The organism is Psychromonas algicola (assembly GCF_004378355.1).
In the GTDB taxonomy this organism is placed as follows: domain Bacteria; phylum Pseudomonadota; class Gammaproteobacteria; order Enterobacterales; family Psychromonadaceae; genus Psychromonas.
In genome coordinates, this window is sequence record NZ_SNUB01000005.1 from 111,047 (window position 1) to 133,872 (window position 22,826).

The 22,826-nt window shown below is 37.0% G+C and carries 14 protein-coding genes; 9 read left to right on the forward strand and 5 right to left on the reverse strand.

Going from position 1 to position 22,826, the window contains the following annotated elements; translation table 11 throughout:
• Positions 1 to 122 precede the first annotated feature (122 nt).
• Positions 123 to 1,541 (reverse strand): glutamate--ammonia ligase, encoded by a 1,419-nt coding sequence (gene glnA / locus E2R67_RS04115; protein ID WP_134289660.1) that lies wholly within the window; start codon positions 1,539 to 1,541, stop codon positions 123 to 125.
• A 454-nt stretch (positions 1,542 to 1,995) separates the two neighbouring features.
• On the opposite strand from glnA, the gene typA reads away from it, so the two are divergent.
• The 7 genes from typA (at position 1,996) to E2R67_RS04150 (ending at position 12,350) form a co-directional block, all read left to right on the forward strand.
• The gene (gene typA / locus E2R67_RS04120) at positions 1,996 to 3,819 is read left to right on the forward strand and encodes a translational GTPase TypA (RefSeq protein ID WP_134289661.1); all 1,824 of its coding nucleotides are present in this window, start codon (positions 1,996 to 1,998) and stop codon (positions 3,817 to 3,819) included.
• A gap of 109 nt (positions 3,820 to 3,928) precedes the next feature.
• Positions 3,929 to 4,789, forward strand: coding sequence for a virulence factor BrkB family protein (locus tag E2R67_RS04125; RefSeq protein WP_134289662.1), 861 nt, complete (start codon positions 3,929 to 3,931; stop codon positions 4,787 to 4,789).
• Entirely contained in the window at positions 4,786 to 5,223 is a 438-nt protein-coding gene (gene dtd / locus E2R67_RS04130; RefSeq protein ID WP_134289663.1) for a D-aminoacyl-tRNA deacylase, read from the forward strand. Before E2R67_RS04125 ends, dtd begins: the two co-directional genes overlap by 4 nt.
• A gap of 82 nt (positions 5,224 to 5,305) precedes the next feature.
• A complete protein-coding gene (locus E2R67_RS04135; protein ID WP_134289664.1) occupies positions 5,306 to 8,194 on the forward strand; it encodes an insulinase family protein in 2,889 nt (962 codons plus the stop codon).
• A 165-nt stretch (positions 8,195 to 8,359) separates the two neighbouring features.
• Positions 8,360 to 10,573: a transporter substrate-binding domain-containing diguanylate cyclase gene (locus E2R67_RS04140; RefSeq protein WP_134289665.1), complete on the forward strand. Its 2,214-nt coding sequence runs from the start codon at positions 8,360 to 8,362 to the stop codon at positions 10,571 to 10,573.
• A 201-nt stretch (positions 10,574 to 10,774) separates the two neighbouring features.
• Positions 10,775 to 11,416 carry an orotate phosphoribosyltransferase gene (gene pyrE / locus E2R67_RS04145; RefSeq protein ID WP_134289666.1) on the forward strand — a complete coding sequence of 214 codons (642 nt, stop codon included), beginning with the start codon at positions 10,775 to 10,777 and terminating at the stop codon, positions 11,414 to 11,416.
• Positions 11,417 to 11,567: 151 nt separating this feature from the next.
• A complete protein-coding gene (locus tag E2R67_RS04150; RefSeq protein WP_134289667.1) occupies positions 11,568 to 12,350 on the forward strand; it encodes a DUF2189 domain-containing protein in 783 nt (260 codons plus the stop codon).
• A gap of 230 nt (positions 12,351 to 12,580) precedes the next feature.
• Here E2R67_RS04150 and E2R67_RS04155 read toward each other — a convergent pair whose 3' ends face one another.
• From E2R67_RS04155 to E2R67_RS04170, 4 genes are all read right to left on the reverse strand, one after another.
• A complete protein-coding gene (locus tag E2R67_RS04155) occupies positions 12,581 to 14,575 on the reverse strand; it encodes a methyl-accepting chemotaxis protein (RefSeq protein ID WP_134289668.1) in 1,995 nt (664 codons plus the stop codon).
• Positions 14,576 to 14,753: 178 nt separating this feature from the next.
• On the reverse strand, positions 14,754 to 17,849 hold the full coding sequence (locus tag E2R67_RS04160; RefSeq protein ID WP_134289669.1) for a multidrug efflux RND transporter permease subunit: 3,096 nt from the start codon (positions 17,847 to 17,849) through the stop codon (positions 14,754 to 14,756).
• Positions 17,850 to 17,858: 9 nt separating this feature from the next.
• The gene (locus E2R67_RS04165) at positions 17,859 to 18,980 is read right to left on the reverse strand and encodes an efflux RND transporter periplasmic adaptor subunit (protein ID WP_134289670.1); all 1,122 of its coding nucleotides are present in this window, start codon (positions 18,978 to 18,980) and stop codon (positions 17,859 to 17,861) included.
• Positions 18,981 to 18,983: 3 nt separating this feature from the next.
• The gene (locus E2R67_RS04170; RefSeq protein WP_134289671.1) at positions 18,984 to 19,595 is read right to left on the reverse strand and encodes a TetR/AcrR family transcriptional regulator; all 612 of its coding nucleotides are present in this window, start codon (positions 19,593 to 19,595) and stop codon (positions 18,984 to 18,986) included.
• Positions 19,596 to 19,794: 199 nt separating this feature from the next.
• Between E2R67_RS04170 and rep the strand changes: the two genes are divergently transcribed.
• Together rep and E2R67_RS04180 are read left to right on the forward strand one after the other, a co-directional pair.
• Entirely contained in the window at positions 19,795 to 21,804 is a 2,010-nt protein-coding gene (rep, locus tag E2R67_RS04175; protein ID WP_134289672.1) for a DNA helicase Rep, read from the forward strand.
• Positions 21,805 to 21,993: 189 nt separating this feature from the next.
• On the forward strand, positions 21,994 to 22,725 hold the full coding sequence (locus E2R67_RS04180; RefSeq protein ID WP_134289673.1) for a glutathione peroxidase: 732 nt from the start codon (positions 21,994 to 21,996) through the stop codon (positions 22,723 to 22,725).
• The last annotated feature ends 101 nt before the right edge of the window (positions 22,726 to 22,826 follow it).

Sequence of the window (22,826 nt, forward strand, 5' to 3'; positions counted from 1 at the left end):
ATAAATAATGCCCAGTTGAAAAGAATTATGCGCATTAGGTTGAATGTAATAGTTTGTTTTTAAAATAAAAAAGGACTACCGAAGTAGTCCTTTGAATTTATTATAAGCTCAACGGCTTTAGATTATACGCTGTAGTATAAGTCAAACTCTTTTGGATGTGTTGCTTGAGAAACTGCTTCACATTCTTTCGTTTTAAGCTCAATAAATGCATCGATAGCTTCATTTGAGAAAACGCCGCCTTCAAGAAGGAAATCACGATCCGCATCCAGTGCTGCTAGTGCTTCTTCGAAAGAAACAGCAACTTGTGGGATTGCATCAGCTTCTTCTTTAGGAAGATCATATAAGTCTTTATCTAAAGATTCACCTGGGTGAATTTTATTTTTGATACCATCAAGACCCGCCATCAACATTGCAGAGAAACCTAGGTAAGGGTTCATTGTTGGGTCAGGGAAACGTACTTCAATACGCGCTGCACGGGCCGTTGGTACAATTGGAATACGAATCGATGCTGAACGGTTACCCGCTGAGTAAGCAAGCATTACAGGAGCTTCAAAGCCTGGAATAAGGCGTTTGTACGAATTTGTTGATGCATTAGTAAATGCATTGATTGCTTTCGCATGTTTGATGATACCGCCAATGTAATAAAGCGCCATTTCAGAAAGGCCGCCGTATTGATCACCAGAGAACAAGTTAACGCCATCTTTACCTAAAGATTGGTGACAATGGTTACCAGAGCCGTTATCGCCAACTAATGGTTTAGGCATGAAAGTCGCTGTCTGACCGTATGCGTGAGCCACGTTATGAACGACATATTTGTAGATTTGAATTTCATCTGCTTTTTCAACCATCGTATTGAAACGACAAGCAATTTCATTTTGACCGGCAGTCGCAACTTCATGGTGATGTGCTTCAACAACTAAGCCCATTTCTTCCATGATTAAACACATTGCAGAACGGATGTTTTGAGCGGAATCAACAGGCGCGACAGGGAAATAACCCCCTTTGATACCAGGACGGTGACCTGTATTACCTTCTTCATATGAAGTACCTGAATTCCATGCAGCTTCTTTTGCATCGATTGAATAGAATGCACCTGCGATACTGTTACCGTATTTAACATCGTCAAATAAGAAAAACTCTGGTTCAGGACCAAATAGAACGGTATCTGCAATCCCTGTTGAACGCATGTAAGCTTCAGCACGTTTAGCAACAGAGCGAGGGTCTCGATCGTAACCTAGCATTGTTTTTGGCTCTAATACGTCACAACGCAAGTTGAGTGTCGCATCGTCTGTAAATGGGTCAAGTACAGCGGTAGAAGGTACAGGCATTAATACCATGTCTGAATCTTGGATACCTTTCCAGCCTGCAATTGAAGAACCATCGAACATTTTACCTTCTTCAAAGAAATCTTCAGTGACTTGGTGGTGTGGAATTGATACGTGTTGCTCTTTACCATGTGTATCAGTAAAGCGTAAATCAACGAACTTTACGTCTTGCTCTTCAATTAGAGTAAGAACGTCCTGGATTGTTTGTACAGACATGTTGTAAAACCTCATTTGACATTAAAAATGTTGAAGGAATAAAGCGTTTTTCATAATAAAAAAACACTTTATCGTAATTCTGAACTTACATTGCAGCCAAGAAACAAAAGTGAAATTCACTTGACGAATTTCATTATACCTAGGTTTCCATTTTCCGATATGCGCAATTATTACTATTTTAGCACCATGTTGGTGCGATCGCGATCCATATTGGTGCTTTTTGTCTTGTGGCTGAATACCTGTCTACTTTTTTAACCTTTTTCAGCATTTAAGCTAACTGTGATCGACTTAAAACTTTCTATTTTTGAAATTATGTTTACAATGTGCGCACATTTGGCTATGTCACTTTTATGCTGTCATAGTCCATTTCTTTTTATACCAATTAAATAAAAGTGGGAAATGCTGTTTTTATTTAATTGGTATTTTTAATTAGTAGTTATTTTTGAGGCGCATCATGTCGTTAGATAAATTAAGAAATATTGCCATTATTGCTCACGTTGACCATGGTAAAACAACATTGGTTGATAAACTGTTAGAGCAGTCTGGTACATTAGATTCACGCGGTGGTTCTGAAGAACGTGTAATGGACTCTAACGATCTTGAAAAAGAACGTGGTATTACCATCCTTGCAAAAAACACGGCAATCGTATGGAACGATTACCATATCAATATCGTAGATACACCTGGACATGCCGATTTCGGTGGTGAAGTAGAGCGTATTCTATCTATGGTTGATAGTGTTTGTCTTATTGTTGATGCGGTTGATGGTCCAATGCCACAAACGCGTTTCGTAACACAAAAAGCATTCGCACATGGCCTTAAGCCAATTGTTGTTATTAACAAAATTGACAAACCAGGCGCACGTCCTGAGTGGGTAATGGATCAAGTATTTGATTTGTTCGATAACCTAGGTGCAACTGATGACCAATTAGACTTCCAAGTTGTTTATGCTTCTGCATTAAACGGCTGGGCAAGTATTGATATGGACGAGAAAAAAGATGACATGGAAGATTTATTCCAGACTATCGTTGATACTGTTGCGCCACCAGAAGCGGATCGCGAAGGCGATTTCCAAATGCAAATTTCTCAACTTGATTACAACTCTTATGTTGGTGTAATCGGTGTTGGCCGTATTACACGTGGTAACGTTAAAGTTAATCAACAAGTTACTATTGTGGGTGCTGACGGTAAAGAACGTAAAGGTAAAGTTGGCCAAGTATTAGGTTATTTAGGTCTTGAGCGTCATGATGTTGAAGTCGCAGAAGCGGGTGACATCATCGCAATCAGTGGTTTAGGCGAGCTTAAAATCTCTGACACTATCTGTGCTCAAACCAATGTTGAAGCATTACCACCGTTAACAGTTGATGAACCAACGGTAACAATGACATTCCAAGTAAATACTTCTCCATTCTGTGGTAAAGAAGGTAAATACGTTACTTCACGTAATATCTTAGATCGTCTACACAAAGAGCTAGTACATAACGTTGCACTTAAAGTAGAAGAAACAGAAGATCCTGATAAATTTAAAGTATCAGGTCGTGGTGAATTACACTTAGGTATCTTAATCGAGAACATGCGTCGTGAAGGTTACGAATTAGCAGTATCTCGTCCTGAAGTAATTGAGAAGATAATTGACGGCCAACTACATGAGCCAATGGAAACATTGACTGTTGACTGTGAAGAAGAGCATCAAGGCTCTATCATGGAGCAATTAGGTATCCGTAAAGCGGAACTAACTAATATGATCCCTGATGGTAAAGGACGTGTTCGTTTAGACTTTATGATTCCAAGTCGTGGTTTAATCGGTTTCCAAACTGAATTTATGACAATCACTTCTGGTTCTGGTCTTTTATACCATAGCTTTGATCATTACGGTCCTCATAAAGGCGGTACTATTGGTCAACGCCAAAATGGTGTATTGGTTTCAAACCAAGCGGGTAAAGCGGTTACTTACTCTTTATTCTTCTTACAAGATCGTGGTCGCCTATTCTTAGGTCATGGTACAGAAGTATATGAAGGTCAAATTATCGGTATTCATAACCGTGCTAATGATTTAACAGTAAACTGTGTGAAAGGTAAGCAACTTACTAACGTACGTGCATCTGGTACAGATGAAGCACAAACATTGTCACCAGAAATTAAACTAACACTTGAGCAAGCGTTAGAGTTTATTGATGTTGATGAGTTGGTAGAAGTAACACCTGAAAGCATTCGTATTCGTAAGAAATTACTGACTGAAAACGAACGTAAACGTGCTGCACGTCCAAGTAAGGGTTAATTCGGTTATTATTAAGCGAAAAATACTCTAATATTAAGGTCTTACTTCGGTAGGACCTTTTTTTTGTTTATAATTTATAAATGATTCTTTCACGGTTAGGGATATTATTTTGCAATTGAGTAAGCACTTGTTATTACAGAAAGTTAAATTAGCCTATCATTATTGCTTTTTCCTATGGAAACGAAGCCAAGAAGATAATATTAAAGTACCAGCAGGACATCTTGCTTATGTGACTTTATTGTCCGTTGTACCTTTCCTTGCGGTTATTTTTTATATGTTATCCGCATTTCCTATGTTTTCCGAATTGCATAAAATTATAGAGAATTTGATTTACAATAACTTTGTCCCAACAGCCGGAGAAGCGGTTAAAGTTCACATGACAGGGTTTATTGCGAACACTAAAAAGATGAGCATGATGGGAATTGCTTCTTTGATTGTGATTGCATTGTTATTGATTTCAAGTATCGACCAAACCATTAATCGCATATGGCGGTGTACAAATAAGCGCTCAATGGTACAGGCATTTACTATTTATTGGACGATTCTAAGTCTAGGCCCAATTATTATTGGTGGTAGTATTGCCTTGAGTTCTTATATTTTTTCAACCGTAAAAGCGGATGGTTTTTTATCTGTAGGTCAGCATTTTTTAAGTTTCATGCCATTTGCGTTCTCATGGTTAGCTTTTGCGGGGGTATATACTTTAGTCCCAAATCAACGAGTTAGTTTCCGCTATGCTTTAATTGGTGGTTTTGTTGCAGCATTTTTATTTAATTTTGCAACCGACTTATTTACTTTATATATTACTAATTTCCCTTCACAACAAATCATTTATGGTGCTCTTGCGGTTATTCCCATTATGTTTGTTTGGATATATTTTAGTTGGTTAATTGTATTGATTGGCGCAGAAGTGACTTCAACACTAGAAGACTTTTTACAAAAACACGACCACCCTATTGAGGATGAACAATGATTGCTATGATTCAACGCGTAACCAATGCTTCGGTTAGCGTAGAAAATGAAATTGTAGGCTCTATTAAAAGTGGGTTGTTAGTCCTATTAGGTGTAGAGAAAGGTGACACAGATAAACAATGCCAACGATTAGCTGAAAAAGTATTAGCATATCGAATCTTTGCCGATGACAATGGAAAAATGAACCTAAACGTACAACAAGCAGGTGGGGATTTACTCGTTATTTCTCAATTTACCCTTGCGGCCGAAACCAAGAAAGGTAATCGTCCAGGGTTTACTAATGGTGCTGAGCCAGATGAGGCTAGGCGTTTATACGAACTGTTTAGTCAGCAGTGTATTGAGTTAGGTTGCCATGTTGAAAATGGTATTTTTGCTGCTGATATGCAAGTCACCTCGACCAATGATGGACCCACGACTTTCTGGTTGCAGATATAAGCAAGAGGCCTCCGCGCAACTATTTTAATTTTACCATGTCTATAGGAATAACTATTTCACATGGTTATAAAGAGATCACTTAATGTTTCCTAAGAATTTTGTTCGAAGTATTGGTTTAATTACACTTACTTTTTTAAGCTCCCTTTCAGCACAAGCCACCGAGAATAATATGCAGCCATTTGAAATTATCGATAAACCTATTGTTACTAGCCCTAATGACACACGCGATTATCAAGTGATCCGTCTTGCTAATGATTTACAGGTATTATTGGTTTCCGATCCTGATTTAAAAAATAGTGCTGCCTCTTTATCTGTTCCTATTGGCAGCATGCATAATCCTGACTCGCAACTCGGTTTAGCACATTATTTAGAGCATATGCTGTTTCTCGGCTCAGAAAAATACCCAATCATCAATGCTTACAGTAAGTTTATGAGTCAAAATGGCGGGTATACCAATGCTTACACTGCGCAAGATGAAACTGTGTATGGATTTGAAGTAAATGACAACGTATTTGCAGAAGCCTTAGATAGATTGGCTGATGTAATGAGAGCGCCTTTATTAGATGAAAAATACGCAGAAAAAGAGCGTCATACCGTTAATGCTGAGCATAAAACGAACTATGATAATGATATGCGCAAGCTTTATGCTTTACAGCGTTATTCATTAAATCCCGAGCATCCAATGTCGCGTTTTAGCACTGGTGACTTAAGTACTTTAGTTGATAAACCCAATAGTAACTTGCAACAAGCATTAGAACGTTTTTTCAAACAGTATTACTCAGCTAATATCATGAAAGTTGCTTTAACAAGTCCGCGTTCCATTGAAGAGATGCAAAAAATTGCGGTTAAATATCTAACACAGATCCCAAATAATAACGTCACAAAGCCAGTGATTATCACCCCTTTGATCACCGAACAGCAGTTGGCTGTTGAAGTGAAAATGAAACCAACGGCGGATCTGAAATTTCTACAAGTTAACTTCCTTGTTCCAAGTCTTAAAGACGAATATATGTATCAACCAGGTGGCTATATTAGTCGCTTATTAGGCTCAGATCATAAGGGAGGATTGTCTGATTATTTAAAAAATAAAGGACTAACAGAATCGGTTGGGGCAAGTTTTTATAGCACACAAAGTGATGAATATTCTCAATTCAGTATGACCTTTAAGTTAACCCAAAAAGGATTACTTGAACAAGACACAGTGATCGCAAGTCTATTTGCTTATATTAATTTAATAAAAGAAAAAGGCGTTAATCAATTACAATATTCGCAGCAGAAAAAAAGCTTAGATAATTATTTTCAATTTCTGCCTAAAAATTCAGGCTTTAACTATGTAATGTCTTTATCGTCAACGATGCAAAAATATCCCTTGGCTGATATCTTGTCTTATTCCTTCCGTTTAGATGGTTTTAAAGTTGACTTTATTCAGCAAGTATTAAATTATTTAACACCTGAAAATAGTCGTTTATTCTTAATGTCACCAGATGCCGTTGTTGATACCGATATTCCTTTTTATCACGGCCAATACTCAAAGGCTAAAATTCCTGATCTGCGTTTACAAGCTTGGCTGCAAGATGCACAAAGTATTGAGTCCGCTATGACACTGCCTGTGAGTAACGAATGGTTGCCTGAAGATTTAACTTTGGTGAATGAAGGCAAAAATAAAGAAGCATTACATCTAGTTGAACAACCTGGATTATCGGTTTGGATGAAACAAAGTCAACTTAACGAACCTAAAGGGATCTATAAATTACAGTTAAATAATAGCCTTAATGATCGAAGCCCGAAAGATAGAGTTAAAATGAGTTTGCTATTGGATATTATCCAAAAACAATTATCTGACTTAAGCTTTATTACTCAGGAGGCAGGGTTAGGTTTCTCTGTGAGTAACAGTAATGGTTTGTTTATTAATACGCGTGGTTATAGCGATAAACAAAGTCAGTTATTATTCATTTTACTTGATCATATTCATCAACTGAGGGTGGATGAACAAACACTTAATCTATCAAAACAAGAGTTAAAACGACGTTTAAAAAACAGAGCCAAAAGTAAACCAATGGATTTAGCATTGGATGGTTTTAGAAAAGTAATACGCCAACCTGCGTGGTCAGATAAAACCTTACTAGCGCAAATTGAACACGTTACACCAGCCGACTTATTATCATTGGTTGATGAGATCTTTTCACAATCTAGTGTACGTTTATTGGCTTTAGGTAACTTTTCAACTGTGGATGTATTGAGTGTTACCGATCAACTGAAAAAGAAAATTCAAATACAGGAAAATGCTTTTTATAAAATTAAACGCTTAAATGCCGAGCCTAAACAAGGTCCTTTAAACTTCTCTCGTCATTCAGATAAAGAAGATGACGCATTAGTGAGCGTTTATTTAGCTAAAAGTGAAGGGGCGATCTCATTTGCTAAAGCTGAATTACTTAATAAATTACTTAAGCCTGCTTTTTACAATCAAATCCGTACACAAGAACAACTTACTTACTCGCCTTTTACGGCTAGTTTTGAAGTAGAAGACAGTATTGCTTTTGGGTTATTTACGCAAAGCCCAGCGATCGGAAGTGCTGCTCTATATGGGCGCTTTAAAGTATTTTTAGAGAACTTTAAAGTGACTTTAATGCAGACTAAAGAAGATGATTTTGAAGAAATTAAACATGCTCATATCGCCAATTATTTAACTAAACCCAATAGCTTAGGTGGTGAGTTTTCATATCTAACTAATGAGTGGATGGATAATAAAAAAGAGATAGATACAAAACTTGATTATGTGCATGTATTAGAAGCAATAACCCTAAAACAAGTTCAAGATTATTATTCATCGTTATTCTTTGATGACAAAAATACGCAGCAAATTATAGTGCAAGTGAAAGGGAAAAACTTTGTTAAAGAGGCGCCTTTAACTTTGCCTCAGCAAATGACTATTTTAGATATTGATAGATTATCAAAGGGAGAATTGAAGTAATCAGCTTGTTAGTAAAATGATAATGAAAGCGGTTTTATGTTAAATGTAACAGTCACATGTTAACCGCGTCACAGCTTATCGCTTACAACTTGTTTTTTGTTCACAATTTCAGCATTTACTGTCAGTGTCTGATAAAATCCCTCGGTCTTAATAATAGGGTTTTGTATGTCTCGCTTGTTATCTCATTTTTCATTATTGATTGGCTTTTGCCTTGCTGCGATATCTAGCGTAGAAGTGGCAGTGGCAAATACTTTGTTGAGAACTGCTGATCTTACCCATGAAGAGCAAGCATACCTACAAAAAAATCCTTCTATTAGAGTGCACGCAGAAAGTGCTTGGTATCCATTTAACTTTATCGATAAAGGCCGAGCATCTGGATATAGTAATGATTTAATCCGCTTAGTTGCTAAGAAAGTAGGCTTAGAAATTGAATTTGTTGCTGGTTATCAGTGGAGTGAATACTTAGCAAAATTAAAAAATAAAGAAATTGATGTTATTACTAACATCAAGATAACGCCCTCCCGCGAAGAATATGCGATCTACACTCGTTACCACTCGTTAACTGCATTGGATGGTTTGTTATTAAATGATAATAAAAAACTAAAGCCAGACTTTAGTAACATTGATTCATTAGCTGTTGTGGAAGGCTTTTCCTATCAAGAGTCCATTCAAAATAAATATCCTCGTATTCGACTGACAACTACTAAAGATACAGCACAGGCCATTGAGCAGTTAAGATTAGGGCATGTTGATGGTGTATTAGATACTTTTGATACGATTAATTTTTATCTACAAGGATCAGCAATTAAAGGCGTTAAGAACATTCCTCTGTATGACCATCAAATAGTCAGTTATTCACCACAATTTATGGCAGTGCCCAAAGATAAGCCGATACTGCGCAATATTTTAGATAAAGGCTTATTAGCGATCACGCGAACAGAATTAAGAGATCTACATAAAAAATGGTCATTGTTAAGTACATCGGCAGCATTAAGGCATAAAAATAGCTTTCAAGAGCAGCGTGTTACTTTCTCAACTCGTCAAAATCAATACCTTGAAGATCATAAGCAATTTAAAATGTGCGTGGATCCAGATTGGCTGCCTATTGAAGCGATAGAAGAAGGGCAATATGTTGGTATCGGTGCTGATTTTATTAAAACATTTAGTAAAAATATCACCAATGAGATTACGTTAGTAGAAACTGAAACATGGCAACAATCTTTAGATTTTTTTGCCGAAGGCAAGTGTGATTTCATTCCAGTGATCAGTAAAACGCCACAACGACGAAAGACAATGTCTTTTACATTCCCCTATTTGCGCTTTCCCTCTGTACTCGTTACTCATCAAAATAATCCTCCTTATAAATTACAACAGGTGCTGCATAAACCTCTCGGAATTGTAAAAGGGTATGCATATAAAGAAACATTTGAAAATTTATATGAAGGTGTAAAACTCAAAGAATATGATTCAATAGCAGCAGGTTTTAAAGCTATCAGACAAGGTGAAATTTATGGGTTTATTGATGCTTTGCCTGTTATAGCTAAAAAAATTCAAAATACTTATCCTGAATTTAAAGTGGTAGAGAAGTTTGAAAGTGAGTTTTCATTTTCTTTGGCAGTAGCAAAAAATAATATTGTTTTGTTAGATATCTTTAATAAGTTACTGGCCTCTATTGAGCTGCAGGAGCAGGAATATATTCTTAATCGTTGGTCTCCGGTTTTGTATGAAAAAGACGAAGATGTTTCTGGTTATATCGTTTTGATTGCTTTTTTTACCATATTTATTTTGTTTTTATTGTTTGGTTTATATTATTCCAAGGTTTCAAATAAAAAATTAGCGATAATGAAAGCTAAATTGGAAGCATTGGCAATACACGATTATTTAACAGAATTGCCTAATCGAACCTATTTTAAAGCACAACTTAAAAAAGAGTGGAGCCGTGGGCAACGTTCTAAAGAGATGCTTTCATTAATCATTGTTGATATCGATAATTTTAAAGATGTTAATGAACGTTTTGGGCGATTGGAAGGTGATAATTGTTTAATTGAACTATCACGCCGATTGCAAAACATTGTTAAGCGACCTGCTGATATTTTAGCGCGTTGGGAAGGTGAAGAGTTTATTATTCTTTTACCGGATACCAATGAAGAGGGCATCAAAGCAATCACTGCTGAGATCTACTATATGTTAAATGGTTGGACACCTGAATGTATGAATTCAGGCAAGAGTAATACATTATCTGTGAGTATTGGTGCTGCTTGTATGTTAGTTAGCCCAACTTATACAGAGAAAGAGTTAACGCGACGTGCAGCTCGAGCTTTATATCGAGCACAAGATGCAGGTTATAATCAAATGATGATTTATAAACCAGGTATTTAATCTGCATTAAGTAATTAAAAATACAAGTAGAGCATAGTTATTCGATTCTTTGCTTTATAATGAGCCTTCATTTATTAGAAGGCTTTTTTATGCGCTTTAATTTAGCGTAGTGATAGCGAGTATTAGCAAGATAGTTGAATATGAAATCAGTATCTGAAAACAAATCGTAGAATAAAAATAGTGACAAGGGTGGAGTAAAGCATGAAAGATTATCAAAAAGAATTCATTGAATTTGCAATTGAAAAGCAAGTTCTAAAGTTCGGAGAATTTACATTAAAGTCAGGGCGTATCAGCCCGTATTTTTTTAATGCTGGATTGTTTAATACTGGGCGTGATTTAGCGCGTCTAGGGCGTTTCTATGCCGCTGCATTAAAAGACTCTGGCATTGCTTATGATTTGTTGTTTGGCCCTGCTTATAAAGGTATTCCTATTGCAACAACGACGGCTGTTGCTTTGTCTAACGATTATAATATTGATGTGCCTTATTGCTTTAATCGTAAAGAAGCAAAAACACATGGTGAAGGTGGTAGTTTAGTAGGCTCTGAATTGTTAGGTAAAATTATGCTGGTGGATGATGTGATCACTGCTGGTACCGCGATCCGTGAATCCATGGATATTATTAATGCCCATAACGCAGAACTTGCGGGTGTATTGATTGCATTAGACCGTCAGGAAAAAGGTAAAGCTGAGTTATCTGCAATTCAGGAAGTCGAACGAGATTATGATGCAACAGTTATTGCCATTGTTCAATTGAGTGATGTTGTGGAATATTTGCAAGATAAACCTGAAATGGAAGCACACTTGAAAGCAGTGAAGGCTTATCGCGAAACATACGGTGTTTAAACTAGATTAATCTCAGCACTTATAAAGCCATCTAGCGATGGCTTTTTTGTTTTGAGATTGTCGTTAATAAAAATTTTGGTTAAAAAATGAACTGTTTTTAGTTTTCCTGCGTATTGTGTTAAACCACCCATCATGCTTCTTGGAGAATAATATGCCAACTACACAAGCGCTACAGCATCAGCAGTCCAAATACGCTAGAACAATCGAATGTAATCAATTAACAATTGGTGCGCCCTTTCATTGGTTATCATTGGCCTTTAAAGACTTTTTGAGTAGCCCATTAATTAGTCTTGTTTATGGGATTGTATTTAGCATTATTCCTTACTTCACACTTCAGTTGCTTTCTGTTGAAGCCAGTCCATTATTTATTATCCCTATGGTTGTTGCATTTACTCTTATTGGGCCTGTGTTCGCTTCTGCATTATATGATGTGGCTTGGGAAATGGAAAAAGGTCATAAGCCTTCCTTTAAGCATAGTGTTAAAGCGTTATTAAGAAATCAAATCAGCCTTTGGGCATTCGCATTTATATTACTGTTGATCATGATTGCATGGGTGCGGTTAGCTAGCTTAGTTTTTGTTATCTTTCCTACTACTTCAAATGCTTCATTAATGGATATGGCTGTATTCTTGGGGATCGGGTCGTTAATTGGTGGCTTTCTATCGATCGCAGTATTAGTTATTTCTGCATTTACTCCTCAAATCATTATGGAACGTCGTATTGATATTATGACGGCCGTATTTACTTCGGCGAATGCAGTAAAACGTAATTTACTAGTAATGTGTATTTGGGGAAGTCTCATTATTGCAGCTGTTGCTATTGGTTTTTTAACATCGGCGGTAGCTTTTGTGGTGATCATGCCATTACTTAGTTTTGCCAGCTGGCATGCTTATATCCAAACCATCAAAACTAAAAAACAGCGTGCATTTGAGTAATACCAATTGTATTAAATAACTGATCTAAATTTTGCGCTGGAAAAATAGCTTAGTTTGAGGCGTAAGTTGATGTAAATGGTTGTTCCCTTTACGAAACTTACAACGAAAAAATAAGCCATTTTAACAAGTAAAATAGATCAGTTACTTACTATGATTGGTATAAGTATAGATAGAATGATTAAAGTGCAGAATAAAGCCCTTACTTCATTATATAAGGGCTTCTTTATGTTTTATTCTTTAATCTTAAACGCGCCAACACTGTTATCTAATTCATTGGCTAGCTCATCAACTAATTGACAACCTTCTTCCAAACTTCGGTAGCTTGCTTGCATTTCAGTGTATCCATCTTGAATATTAATCATGTTACGGTTAATTTCTTCCGTTACACTGCTTTGCTCTTCAGCGGCCGTTGCTATCTGTTCGTTCATTTGATTGATATGTTGAATACTATTGGTAATTTCTGAAATATCTTTACCTGTTTGGGTTGCGTCATCGACACTCTTTTCAACCATATTAATGCCATTTTCCATGGCAAGTTGCGCTGAACTGGCATCTGATTGTAATTTTTTAATCATCACCTCTATTTCATCGGTTGATGTTTTAGTTTGCATAGAAAGGCTACGGACTTCATCAGCAACAACGGCAAATCCTCGACCAGATTCACCTGCTCGTGCAGCTTCAATCGCCGCATTTAACGCTAATAAATTTGTTTGGTCTGAAATATCCTTAACTGCATTTAAAAATTTTCCAATATTTAATGCCGACTCATTGAGCGTTTTTACAATAGTTGATGCATTATTTAATTCACTTGAAAGGCGATTAATATTTTCAATGGTTCCTTCTACTTCTGCATTACCGTGCTGCCCTTTCGCATTAGCGGTTTCAGTCTCCGTTGAAGCCTCCATTGCGTTGCGTGCAATGTCTGCAACTGTTGATGTCATCTCTGTGGTCGCAGTCACTACTTGGCTAACTTGCTCAATACCACTATTTACCTTGCCTTCAATCACATGATTACTTTCGATGTTTTCGGCTAAATTGGTTTTGAGTATGGTAGAGGTCTCTTGTATTTTACTAACCAAACCTTGTAAGTGTTGCACTAGCTTATTAATTGTATTGCTTATATCTCCCAATTCATCTTTGCTTTGTACTTCTACGCGTAAAGTTAAGTCATTGTCGTTATTAATATTAATAAGTTTAGAGGTGATTTCATGGATGCCTCTTTGTAATTGTTTTGTGATAATCCAAGATAGGAATAAAACAAAAAATAATGGGAATAAGATAAGTATTGCTAATGTTGTTAAGCTACTTGTACGCTCAGAAATAAGTAGTAGATTCTTTTCATGCATTTCCATTAATAATGAAACTTCTACATCTTTTAGCTTATTAATCTTTTCTGTGATGGTGTTAAACCAAGCTGTTGCATCAGTATTAAATCCACCTTCTAGCATTTTGTTTAAAGCAATATCTCGGTAGTCTTGTACTGGCTTTAATACGTTATCTGTCATATTCACCGAATATATGTCGAGTTGGGCTAGGGTTGCATGTGCTTTGAAGGTTTCAATATAAGATTGTTGCTCTGCTAATAGGCGAATAAACTTTTCTAAGAAAGCAGGTGTAAAGCGATCAATTGAGAAAACATTGCTCATTACTGCTCTTTCAATACCTGCACGTTCTTTATGTTGCAAAAAACTTCCGACAGTAACAGCTGAAATTGATAATTCTGGATCGGTACTGTCATTGGCTGTGATATCAATAATAGAAAGTAATTGAGCATTTAATCCAGTATAAAAAGCGACCTCTTCGGCGGCAGTAATAGAGAAGTTATCAATTTGTTGGCGTACTGTTTGGAGTTTATCAAGTTCTTGGTTTATCTCTGAAAAAATAGAGACTAGATGAGGTGTTAAAGGAGTCGTTTTGATGAAATCTTGTAGTTCTTTATTTTTTTGATCTGTCAGTAATCGCTGCTTGAGCATAATATCTTTAAACTTTGTTCCCTTGGAAGATAGATAACCTGCTGATGCTCCTCGCTCTTTTTGTAATTCATGTACTAAAAAAGAACCTGTCGCGGCTGAATTACAGAATATAAGCATATTCTCAAGCTCAACTTTTTCTTTATAGGTTCGTATAAAATCATGCCCTGCAAAACAAATAAAACCAATAAGAGGAAGAGTAACTAAAGTTAATAGCTTACCGCGTATTGATAAATTATTAATAAAATTGAGCATGTCATCACCTATGTTTGATAATTTACAAAAATTTAAATATAGGTGGGATTGTTTATTATTCAAACAAAATGAGTGACAAATTACTTAATAGTTTAAAAATATGAAGCAGGTTAAGTTTATTAACCTGCTCTCTATGTTATGAGTGGAAAAGGTGTTAATCGATAAAAGTTTCTATTGCTTATTCACCTTTATATTCGATTGCATTCACTTTAGGTTTCAGTGTTTCATCAAACTCTTTTGATTTTTGATGATTACTTCCTAGGAATGAATAAATAACAGGTAATATAAATAGGGTAAACAAAGTACCAATAGATAAACCTGCCACAATTACAATACCAATACCAAAGCGACTTACTGCACCAGCGCCTGTTGCGAATAATAGAGGAATAAGACCTGCTACCATCGCTGCGGTTGTCATTAATATCGGGCGTAAACGAACGGCTGCTGCTTTTTTCACGGCTGCTATTTTGTTTAATCCATGATGCAGCTGCTCTTCTTTCGCCACTTCAGCAATCAAGATACCGTGTTTAGTAATAAGACCTACTAAGGTGATCAATCCCACTTGCGTATAGATATTCATGGTTGCAAATCCCCAAGCAAGTGCGACAAGTGCACCACTAATTGCTAATGGAACTGTCATTAATATCACTAATGGATCTCGAACACTTTCAAACTGACTCGCTAAGACTAAGAAAATAATCAATATCGCGAGAATGAAAGTGAAATATAGCGCATCACCTTCCGTGACAAATTGACGAGATTCACCTAAGTAGTCATGGCTATAACCTTGAGGAAGTTTAGTTGCTGCCATTTCTTCAAAGAAGTCGATCGCCGTACCCATTGTTACACCTGGTGATAATACAGCCCCAATAGTTGCACTATTAAGCTGATTAAAGTGAGGTAAAGAGCGTGGCTCTGCGACTACATCAATAGAAATTAACTCACTAAGCGGCACCATATCGTTATTCTTAGCACGCACGTAAAAGTCGCCTAGTTTATCTGGAGATAAACGGTATTTACGTTCAACCTGAGCAATCACTTCATAACTACGTCCACCTAAGTCAATGCGATTTAAATAACCATCACTTAATAAAGTACCTAAAGTAATGCCTATATCTTGCATTGTGATGCCGTAAGCGCCTGCTTTATCTCGATCTATATTGATATTCATCGTCGCAGAATCAAAAGCTAAATCTAATGTTGAGTAGACAAAAGTAGGGTTGGCTTGTGTTGACGCTAAAATATCAGACGCAATACTCACTAAACTTTCAAATGAATTCGAAGTTGTGATCACGAACTGTACAGGTAACCCACCAGAGGCTCCTGGAAGCTCTGGCATTTGGAATGCCGTTGTAGAAACTGACGGAATATTATTAAATGCAGGTGCAAGTGTCTGTGACAGTGCCTTCGGGCTCTTCTCGCGTTGACTCCAAGGTTTCATGATTGCAATACCAAACGCTTGATTGGCATTGGGTATACCTGACATCGCTAACGTTCCAACTACTTCTGGTTGTTTTGCCAGTTCATCAGTCACTAAGCGCATACTATTTTCAATAAAATCTAAGTTAGCATTTGCAGGTGCTTTAGACATCATCATCAATGCGCCTTTATCTTCTTGAGGTGCTAGCTCTGAAGGAATGAACTTGAAAAGCAACGGTAATGAAGCAAAAACTAACAGTGCAAAAATAATGACTGCGGGGCGACGTTGCATTACAACATCTAAAACGCGGCTATAAGCATTGGTTAAACCTGTTAGCGTATTATCAACTCCTTGCTCGAAGCGATTTGGCTCATGATTCATTGTTAACATTTTACTACACATCATCGGTGATAATGTTAGCGCGAGAACACCTGATACAAATACAGCTCCGGCTAGTGTTAATGCAAATTCTGCAAATAATGAACCGGTAATGCCACCCATTAGAGCAATAGGCGCATATACTGCAGCTAATGTAACCGTCATGGAGATAACTGGAATTGCGATTTCACGTGTACCAATAATCGCCGCTCGGAATGGGTCTTCTCCAGCTTTGATATGCCTATCTATATTTTCTACAACAACAATGGCATCATCAACTACCAAACCAATCGCCAGTACCATAGCTAACAGCGTCATCAAGTTAATGGTAAAACCAAACAATTGCATGATCGCTACTACACCAATGATGGATAGTGGAATGGTAATAATAGGAATAATAACGGCACGCCATGAACCTAAAAATAGGATCATAACAATAATAACAATGAGCGAGGCCTCAGTAACTGTTTTGATTACTTCGTTAATAGATTCTTCAATAGCGATAGTTGAGTCATAGAGCACTCGCATCTCAATTGAACTTGGGTTATTCGCTTCTAGATTAGGTAATAGTTTTCTCACCCCTTCAGTAATATCAAGCGGGTTAGCTGTTGGAGCTGCATCGATCGCAACCACAACGGCATCATTACCATTTGCCATTGCTCGGTAACTGTCGTGGCTTTTTTCAAGTGATACACGCGCAATATCTTGTAATCGAATAGTTTTACCATCGTCACGAGTGGCTACGATAAGATTTTCTAATTCGCTCGCATTTTCTACTTGGGTCTTAGAGTTACCATTAAATAAAGTGTAATACCCCATCGCTTGGCCAGAAGCTGACTGAATATTGTTAGCTTGTAAAATTTGTACAACATCAGCAGTATTTAATCCAAATCCAGCCATACGTTCAGGATCTAACCAAATACGTAGTGCAAATTTAGTCCCACCATATAGGTTAACTTTAGCAACACCATTAACACTAAATAGTTGTGGCTTAATCACGCGTTCTAAATAGTCGGTGATCTCGCTTGAGTTTAATTTTTCACTGGAAAAAGCGATATAAATAACAGACGTTGACGATCCAGTACTTACATCTACAGTAGGGTTTTCTGACTCACTTGGTAATTGCGAACTAACACTATTTAGTTTTGCTAATACATCAGCAACGGCACCATTTGGGTCGGTATTTAATTTCATGTTTACAGTGATAACGGAACGACCCATAAAACTCTGTGAACTAATAAAATCAATATTATCAACTTGTGCAATAGCTTGCTCAATTGGCTGGGTAATAAACCCTTGGATGAGATCCGAGTTTGCACCGTAATAACCCGTCGTTATGGTGATCACGGTATTGGTCATATTCGGGTACTCACGTACCTGCATTTTTGATAAAGCTTGTAACCCTAATAAAACAATCAACAAGCTCAATGAGATTGCTAAAACGGGGCGCTTTATAAAGATATCAGTAAATTTCATGATGGCTCCTTATAGAGCTGGAAGAACAGATGGGATATCCAGCGCGTTTGACTCAACAATTTTTACATGAGAGCCATTACTCAATCGAACTTGTCCGCTTGTTACAACAACATCGCCTTCATTCAGGCCAGATAAAACATGAATTTCACCGTCTTTACTTTTGCCTAAATTAACTATTTTCTGTTTTACTTGTAAGATTGATTTGCCGTCATTGGTTTTTTGTTCGTTGACCACATAAACGGTTTTACCATACAAAGTAAAGTTAACTGCTGTCTCTGGAATGATGACCTGTTTTTCTAATGTTGGTAAAATAATATTGGCTTTGGCAAACATACCTGAACGTAAAACTTGGTCATCATTTGGAATCGAGGCTTGTACTTGAACAACACCACTTTGGTAGTTCACTGCCGGTTCAATCGCAGAAATTACACCGGTAAAAGTCGTATCAGGTTGCGCATCAACAAATACATCCATTGCTTGACCAATAGAGATCTTATTTAAATCATTTTGTGCAATAGTAAAACGCATTTGCATACGACTTATATTCTCTAAACGCACAATCTCTGAACCACTTGTAAGGTATTCACCTAAGAACACGTTTCTTAACCCAGCAATACCAGAAAATGGCGCTCGGATAGTACGCAAGCGAATCGTTGCTTCATAGCTTTCTATTTGGCCCTGTAAAGCCAAAAAATCAGCTTCTGCTTGATCCATATCGCCTTGAGAAACCGAGCCTGTTTTAAATAGCGAATTGATACGTTTAAAGTTACGCTCTACAGCTGGTAATCGAGCTTTAGCTGATTTTAAATTGGCTTGTTCTACTTCACTATCAAGGTAGATGATTGGGTCACCTTTACTTAAATTTTGACCTGAAGCGAAATTCACTCGAACCACTTTACCTGCTACCTCATTGGCAATGGTTACGCCTTGAATGGGCTCAATAAAACCAATGGCACGTAGATGTGGTGTCCAATCTTCAAGTTTCACTGTGGTTGTGGTCACTGGAAATTCAGGAATAGGGCGAGCAGCCAAATATTCTTTAATTTTTTGTGCTTTGATCATGTTAAAGCCAATAACACTACCAAATACCAGTATTGCTATGATGATTGCCGAAGCTATCCATTTTTTCATGATTTAATCCTGTAACTTAAAATGTGGGTTTTGAATAGTTGCCCATGAGGCATCGCGAACTTGGTTTAATTGTTTTTGTTCGGGCTTAACTCGCCCTCTAATTACTTGTTTTGCTAAAGAAATTGAAGTATCAAGACTGACAGCAATTAATGCGAATAATTGCCAGTCTAAAAATACTTTGTTATCTATTCCTTGTTGATAAAAATCAAGAAGAGGTTTAAAAGCGACATCTTCAAACAAGGTTATTTCTGTTTTATCGATAGAAGGCGTGCAATGTAACATCTCAATAACGGTCAACCTTTTAGGGTTCGCGAGTACGCAATCAAAGGTATTCTGCCAAATCAAATGGTATTTTTGTTCTGGCGTATCGCTATCTTGCCAATTTGTAAAAATGTCTTTTGCAGCTTCTACGCGAATGAATTTCTGCAATTCATGCATTAGCTCTTCTTTGCTTGCGAAATAACGGTAGATAGTGCCGGCAGCCACTCCCGCGGTATCAGCTAAATTCTGCATTGAGAATCCATGGAAACCATGTTCAGCTAAAATCGCTTCAGCTGAGGTTAATATTTGTGTGCGCTTGGTCATATTATTACTTGAAAATGAATGAACGTTCATTATCGTTTAATCATTTTCAATTGCAATATTAAAATGCAAATAGATCTAAATTTTTCATTTATTCTTAATTTACTCCCATGTTTCATCGCTTTACTTGATTATTTTTCAGAGGCTAAAGTAGAAGAAAAGATCTGTTACTAGCTTTCACTTGTAAGATGGGTAAAATCAAATTGCTTTTTTTATTTTTTTAGGACATCTCATGAAATTAAATCCTGGACAAGACGCCGCAGTAAAAATGATCTCCGGACCTTGTTTAGTACTTGCTGGTGCTGGTAGTGGCAAAACGCGAGTGATCACTAACAAAATCGCTTATCTAGTACAAAAGTGTGACTATCAGGCAAAGAATATTGTTGCTGTTACCTTTACTAATAAAGCTGCTCGAGAAATGAAAGAGCGAGTTAGTGAAACATTAGGACGAAAAGAGTCTCGAGGATTAATGGTCTCTACCTTTCACTCTCTGGGTTTGGATATTATTAAACGAGAAGTAAAAACGCTGGGAATGAAAGCGGGATTTACGCTATTTGACGATCAAGACACCATGGCGTTATTAAAAGAACTCACAGAGAAGCAACTCAAAGAAGATACGGATCTATTAAAAGCCTTAGTGACTCAAATTTCTAATTGGAAAAATGCACTAATATTACCACCGCAAGCGATTAAACAAGCGAAAGGTGAACGCGATGTTATTTTTGCACATTGTTATGATTTATATCAGCGTCAACTTAAGGCTTATAACGCCTTAGATTTTGATGATTTGATTGTATTACCTACGTTATTACTTAAGTTTAAAGAAGAAGTACGTTTACGTTGGCAGAAAAAAATTCGTTATCTGCTGGTGGATGAATACCAAGATACTAATACCAGTCAATATGAGCTAATTAAAGCATTAGTGGGTGAACGAGCGCGTTTTACTGTGGTAGGTGACGATGACCAATCTATTTACTCTTGGCGTGGTGCTCGCCCAGAGAATCTAGTCCTATTACAAAACGATTTTCCTCAGTTGAAAGTCATTAAATTAGAGCAAAATTATCGTTCTAGTCAGCGAGTACTTAAAGCCGCCAATATATTAATTGCAAACAACCCTCACGATTTTGATAAACGCCTATTTAGTGAATTAGCTTATGGGGAACCGATCAAGGTTTTATTTGCTAAAAATGAGCAACATGAAGCAGAACGAGTTGTTATGGAGTTGTCTGGGCATAAATTTATGAATGGAACGCGTTTTCAAGACTATGCTGTGTTATATCGAGGCAATCATCAAAGTCGTTTATTAGAAAAAATGATGATGGAAAACCGTATTCCTTACAAAATCAGTGGCGGCACTTCATTCTTTGCTCGTAGCGAAGTTAAAGACATCATGGCTTATTTAAAACTATTGGTTAACCATGATGATGAGAATGCTTTTATTCGTGTCGTTAATAAACCACCTCGAGGCATTGGTGCAGTGAGCCGTGAGAAATTGGGTAATTATGCGAATTTACGAAATATAAGTATGTTTGCCGCGAGTTTTGAAATGGGGTTAGAGCAAACCTTAAATGGGAAAGGCTTACAGTCTATACAAGCCTTTACACGTTGGTTAGTTGAATTAAACGATAGGTTGAAGCGTGAAGACCATATCGATGTGGTACGTGATCTCATTCGTGATATTGGTTACGAAGATTGGTTGTATGAAAGTAGCCCAAGTCCTAAAGCAGCAGAAATGCAGATGAAAAATGTATCTACTCTGTTTAAGTGGATTACCGAAATGTTAAAAGGTGATGACTTAGATGAAGAAATGACATTGGAGCAAGTGGTTGCCCGCTTAACGTTACGTGACATGTTATCGCGCAATGAAGGTGAAGAAGAATTAGATCAAGTACAATTAATGACGTTACATGCATCAAAGGGATTAGAGTTTCCCTATGTGTATATGATCGGTATGGAAGAAGGTTTATTACCACATCAAGTCAGTATTGATGAAGATAATGTGGAAGAAGAGCGAAGATTGGCCTATGTTGGTATCACTCGTGCACAAAAAGAACTGACATTTACTTTAGCAAAGGAACGAAGTCAGTATGGTGAGGTCATTAAACCAACGCCAAGTCGCTTTTTGAATGAGTTGCCACAGGAAGACGTAGAATGGGAAAGTGGCCCTAAGAAACGTACTGAAGATCAGAAAAAACAATTGGCAGATAAAGGTATTGCTAGTTTGAAAGCATTATTCGATTAATAGCCAAAACAACTTAATAAATTAATAAGTATAGCTAAAAACTATCATTGATAGCTTTTTGCTATCAATTTGAGAATAACAAACGATTTTAACTATTTATGTTTTTTTTGCATAATAACTCCATCGCAGCAAGCAAGAGCTTGTTAGCAACTTTAAACACTAAAAATTGATTAATATTAGGAGCAACACATGTTAGATAATATCGAAGGCCAAAACGTACCAAATGTTACTTTTCCAACTCGCCAAGGTGATGAATGGGTTAACGTCACAACTGATGAATTATTCAAAGGCAAAACAGTGGTCGTATTTGCATTACCAGGTGCCTTCACTCCAACTTGTTCTTCTACACATTTACCTCGTTATAATGAACTAGCGGGTGTATTGAAAAAGAATGGCGTTGATGAAATTGTTTGTTTAAGTGTTAATGACACATTCGTAATGAACGCATGGCTAGCTGACCAAGAAGCTGAAAATATTACCGTTGTACCAGATGGTAGCGGTGAGTTCTCTGCAGGCATGGGTATGTTAGTAGACAAAAGTGAAATTGGTTTCGGTAAGCGTAGCTGGCGTTACAGTATGTTGGTTAAAGATGGCGTGATTGAAAAAATGTTCATCGAGCCAAACCAACCAGGCGACCCGTTTGAAGTATCAGATGCGGACACTATGTTGAACTACATCAATCCAAACGCTAAAAAACCAGCTGCTGTGACTTTATTCACTAAACCTGGCTGCCCTTTCTGTGCAAAAGCAAAAGCAGCATTGAAGGATAATGGCATTGGTTTTGAAGAAGTTGTATTAGGTACTGACGCAACAAGCGTAACGTTAAAAGCGGTATCAGGACAAACAACTGTGCCACAAATCTTTGTAGATGGTAAACATCTTGGTGATAGCGAAGCGGCGATTGCTTACGCAAATAGCTAATTAGTTATTAACCTATAAGTTCAAGGTTTAGGCGTATGTTCACAAAATGGAGCATGCGCTTTTTTTAAACCTAAAATCTATCAATTAAGCAAAAATGGGGA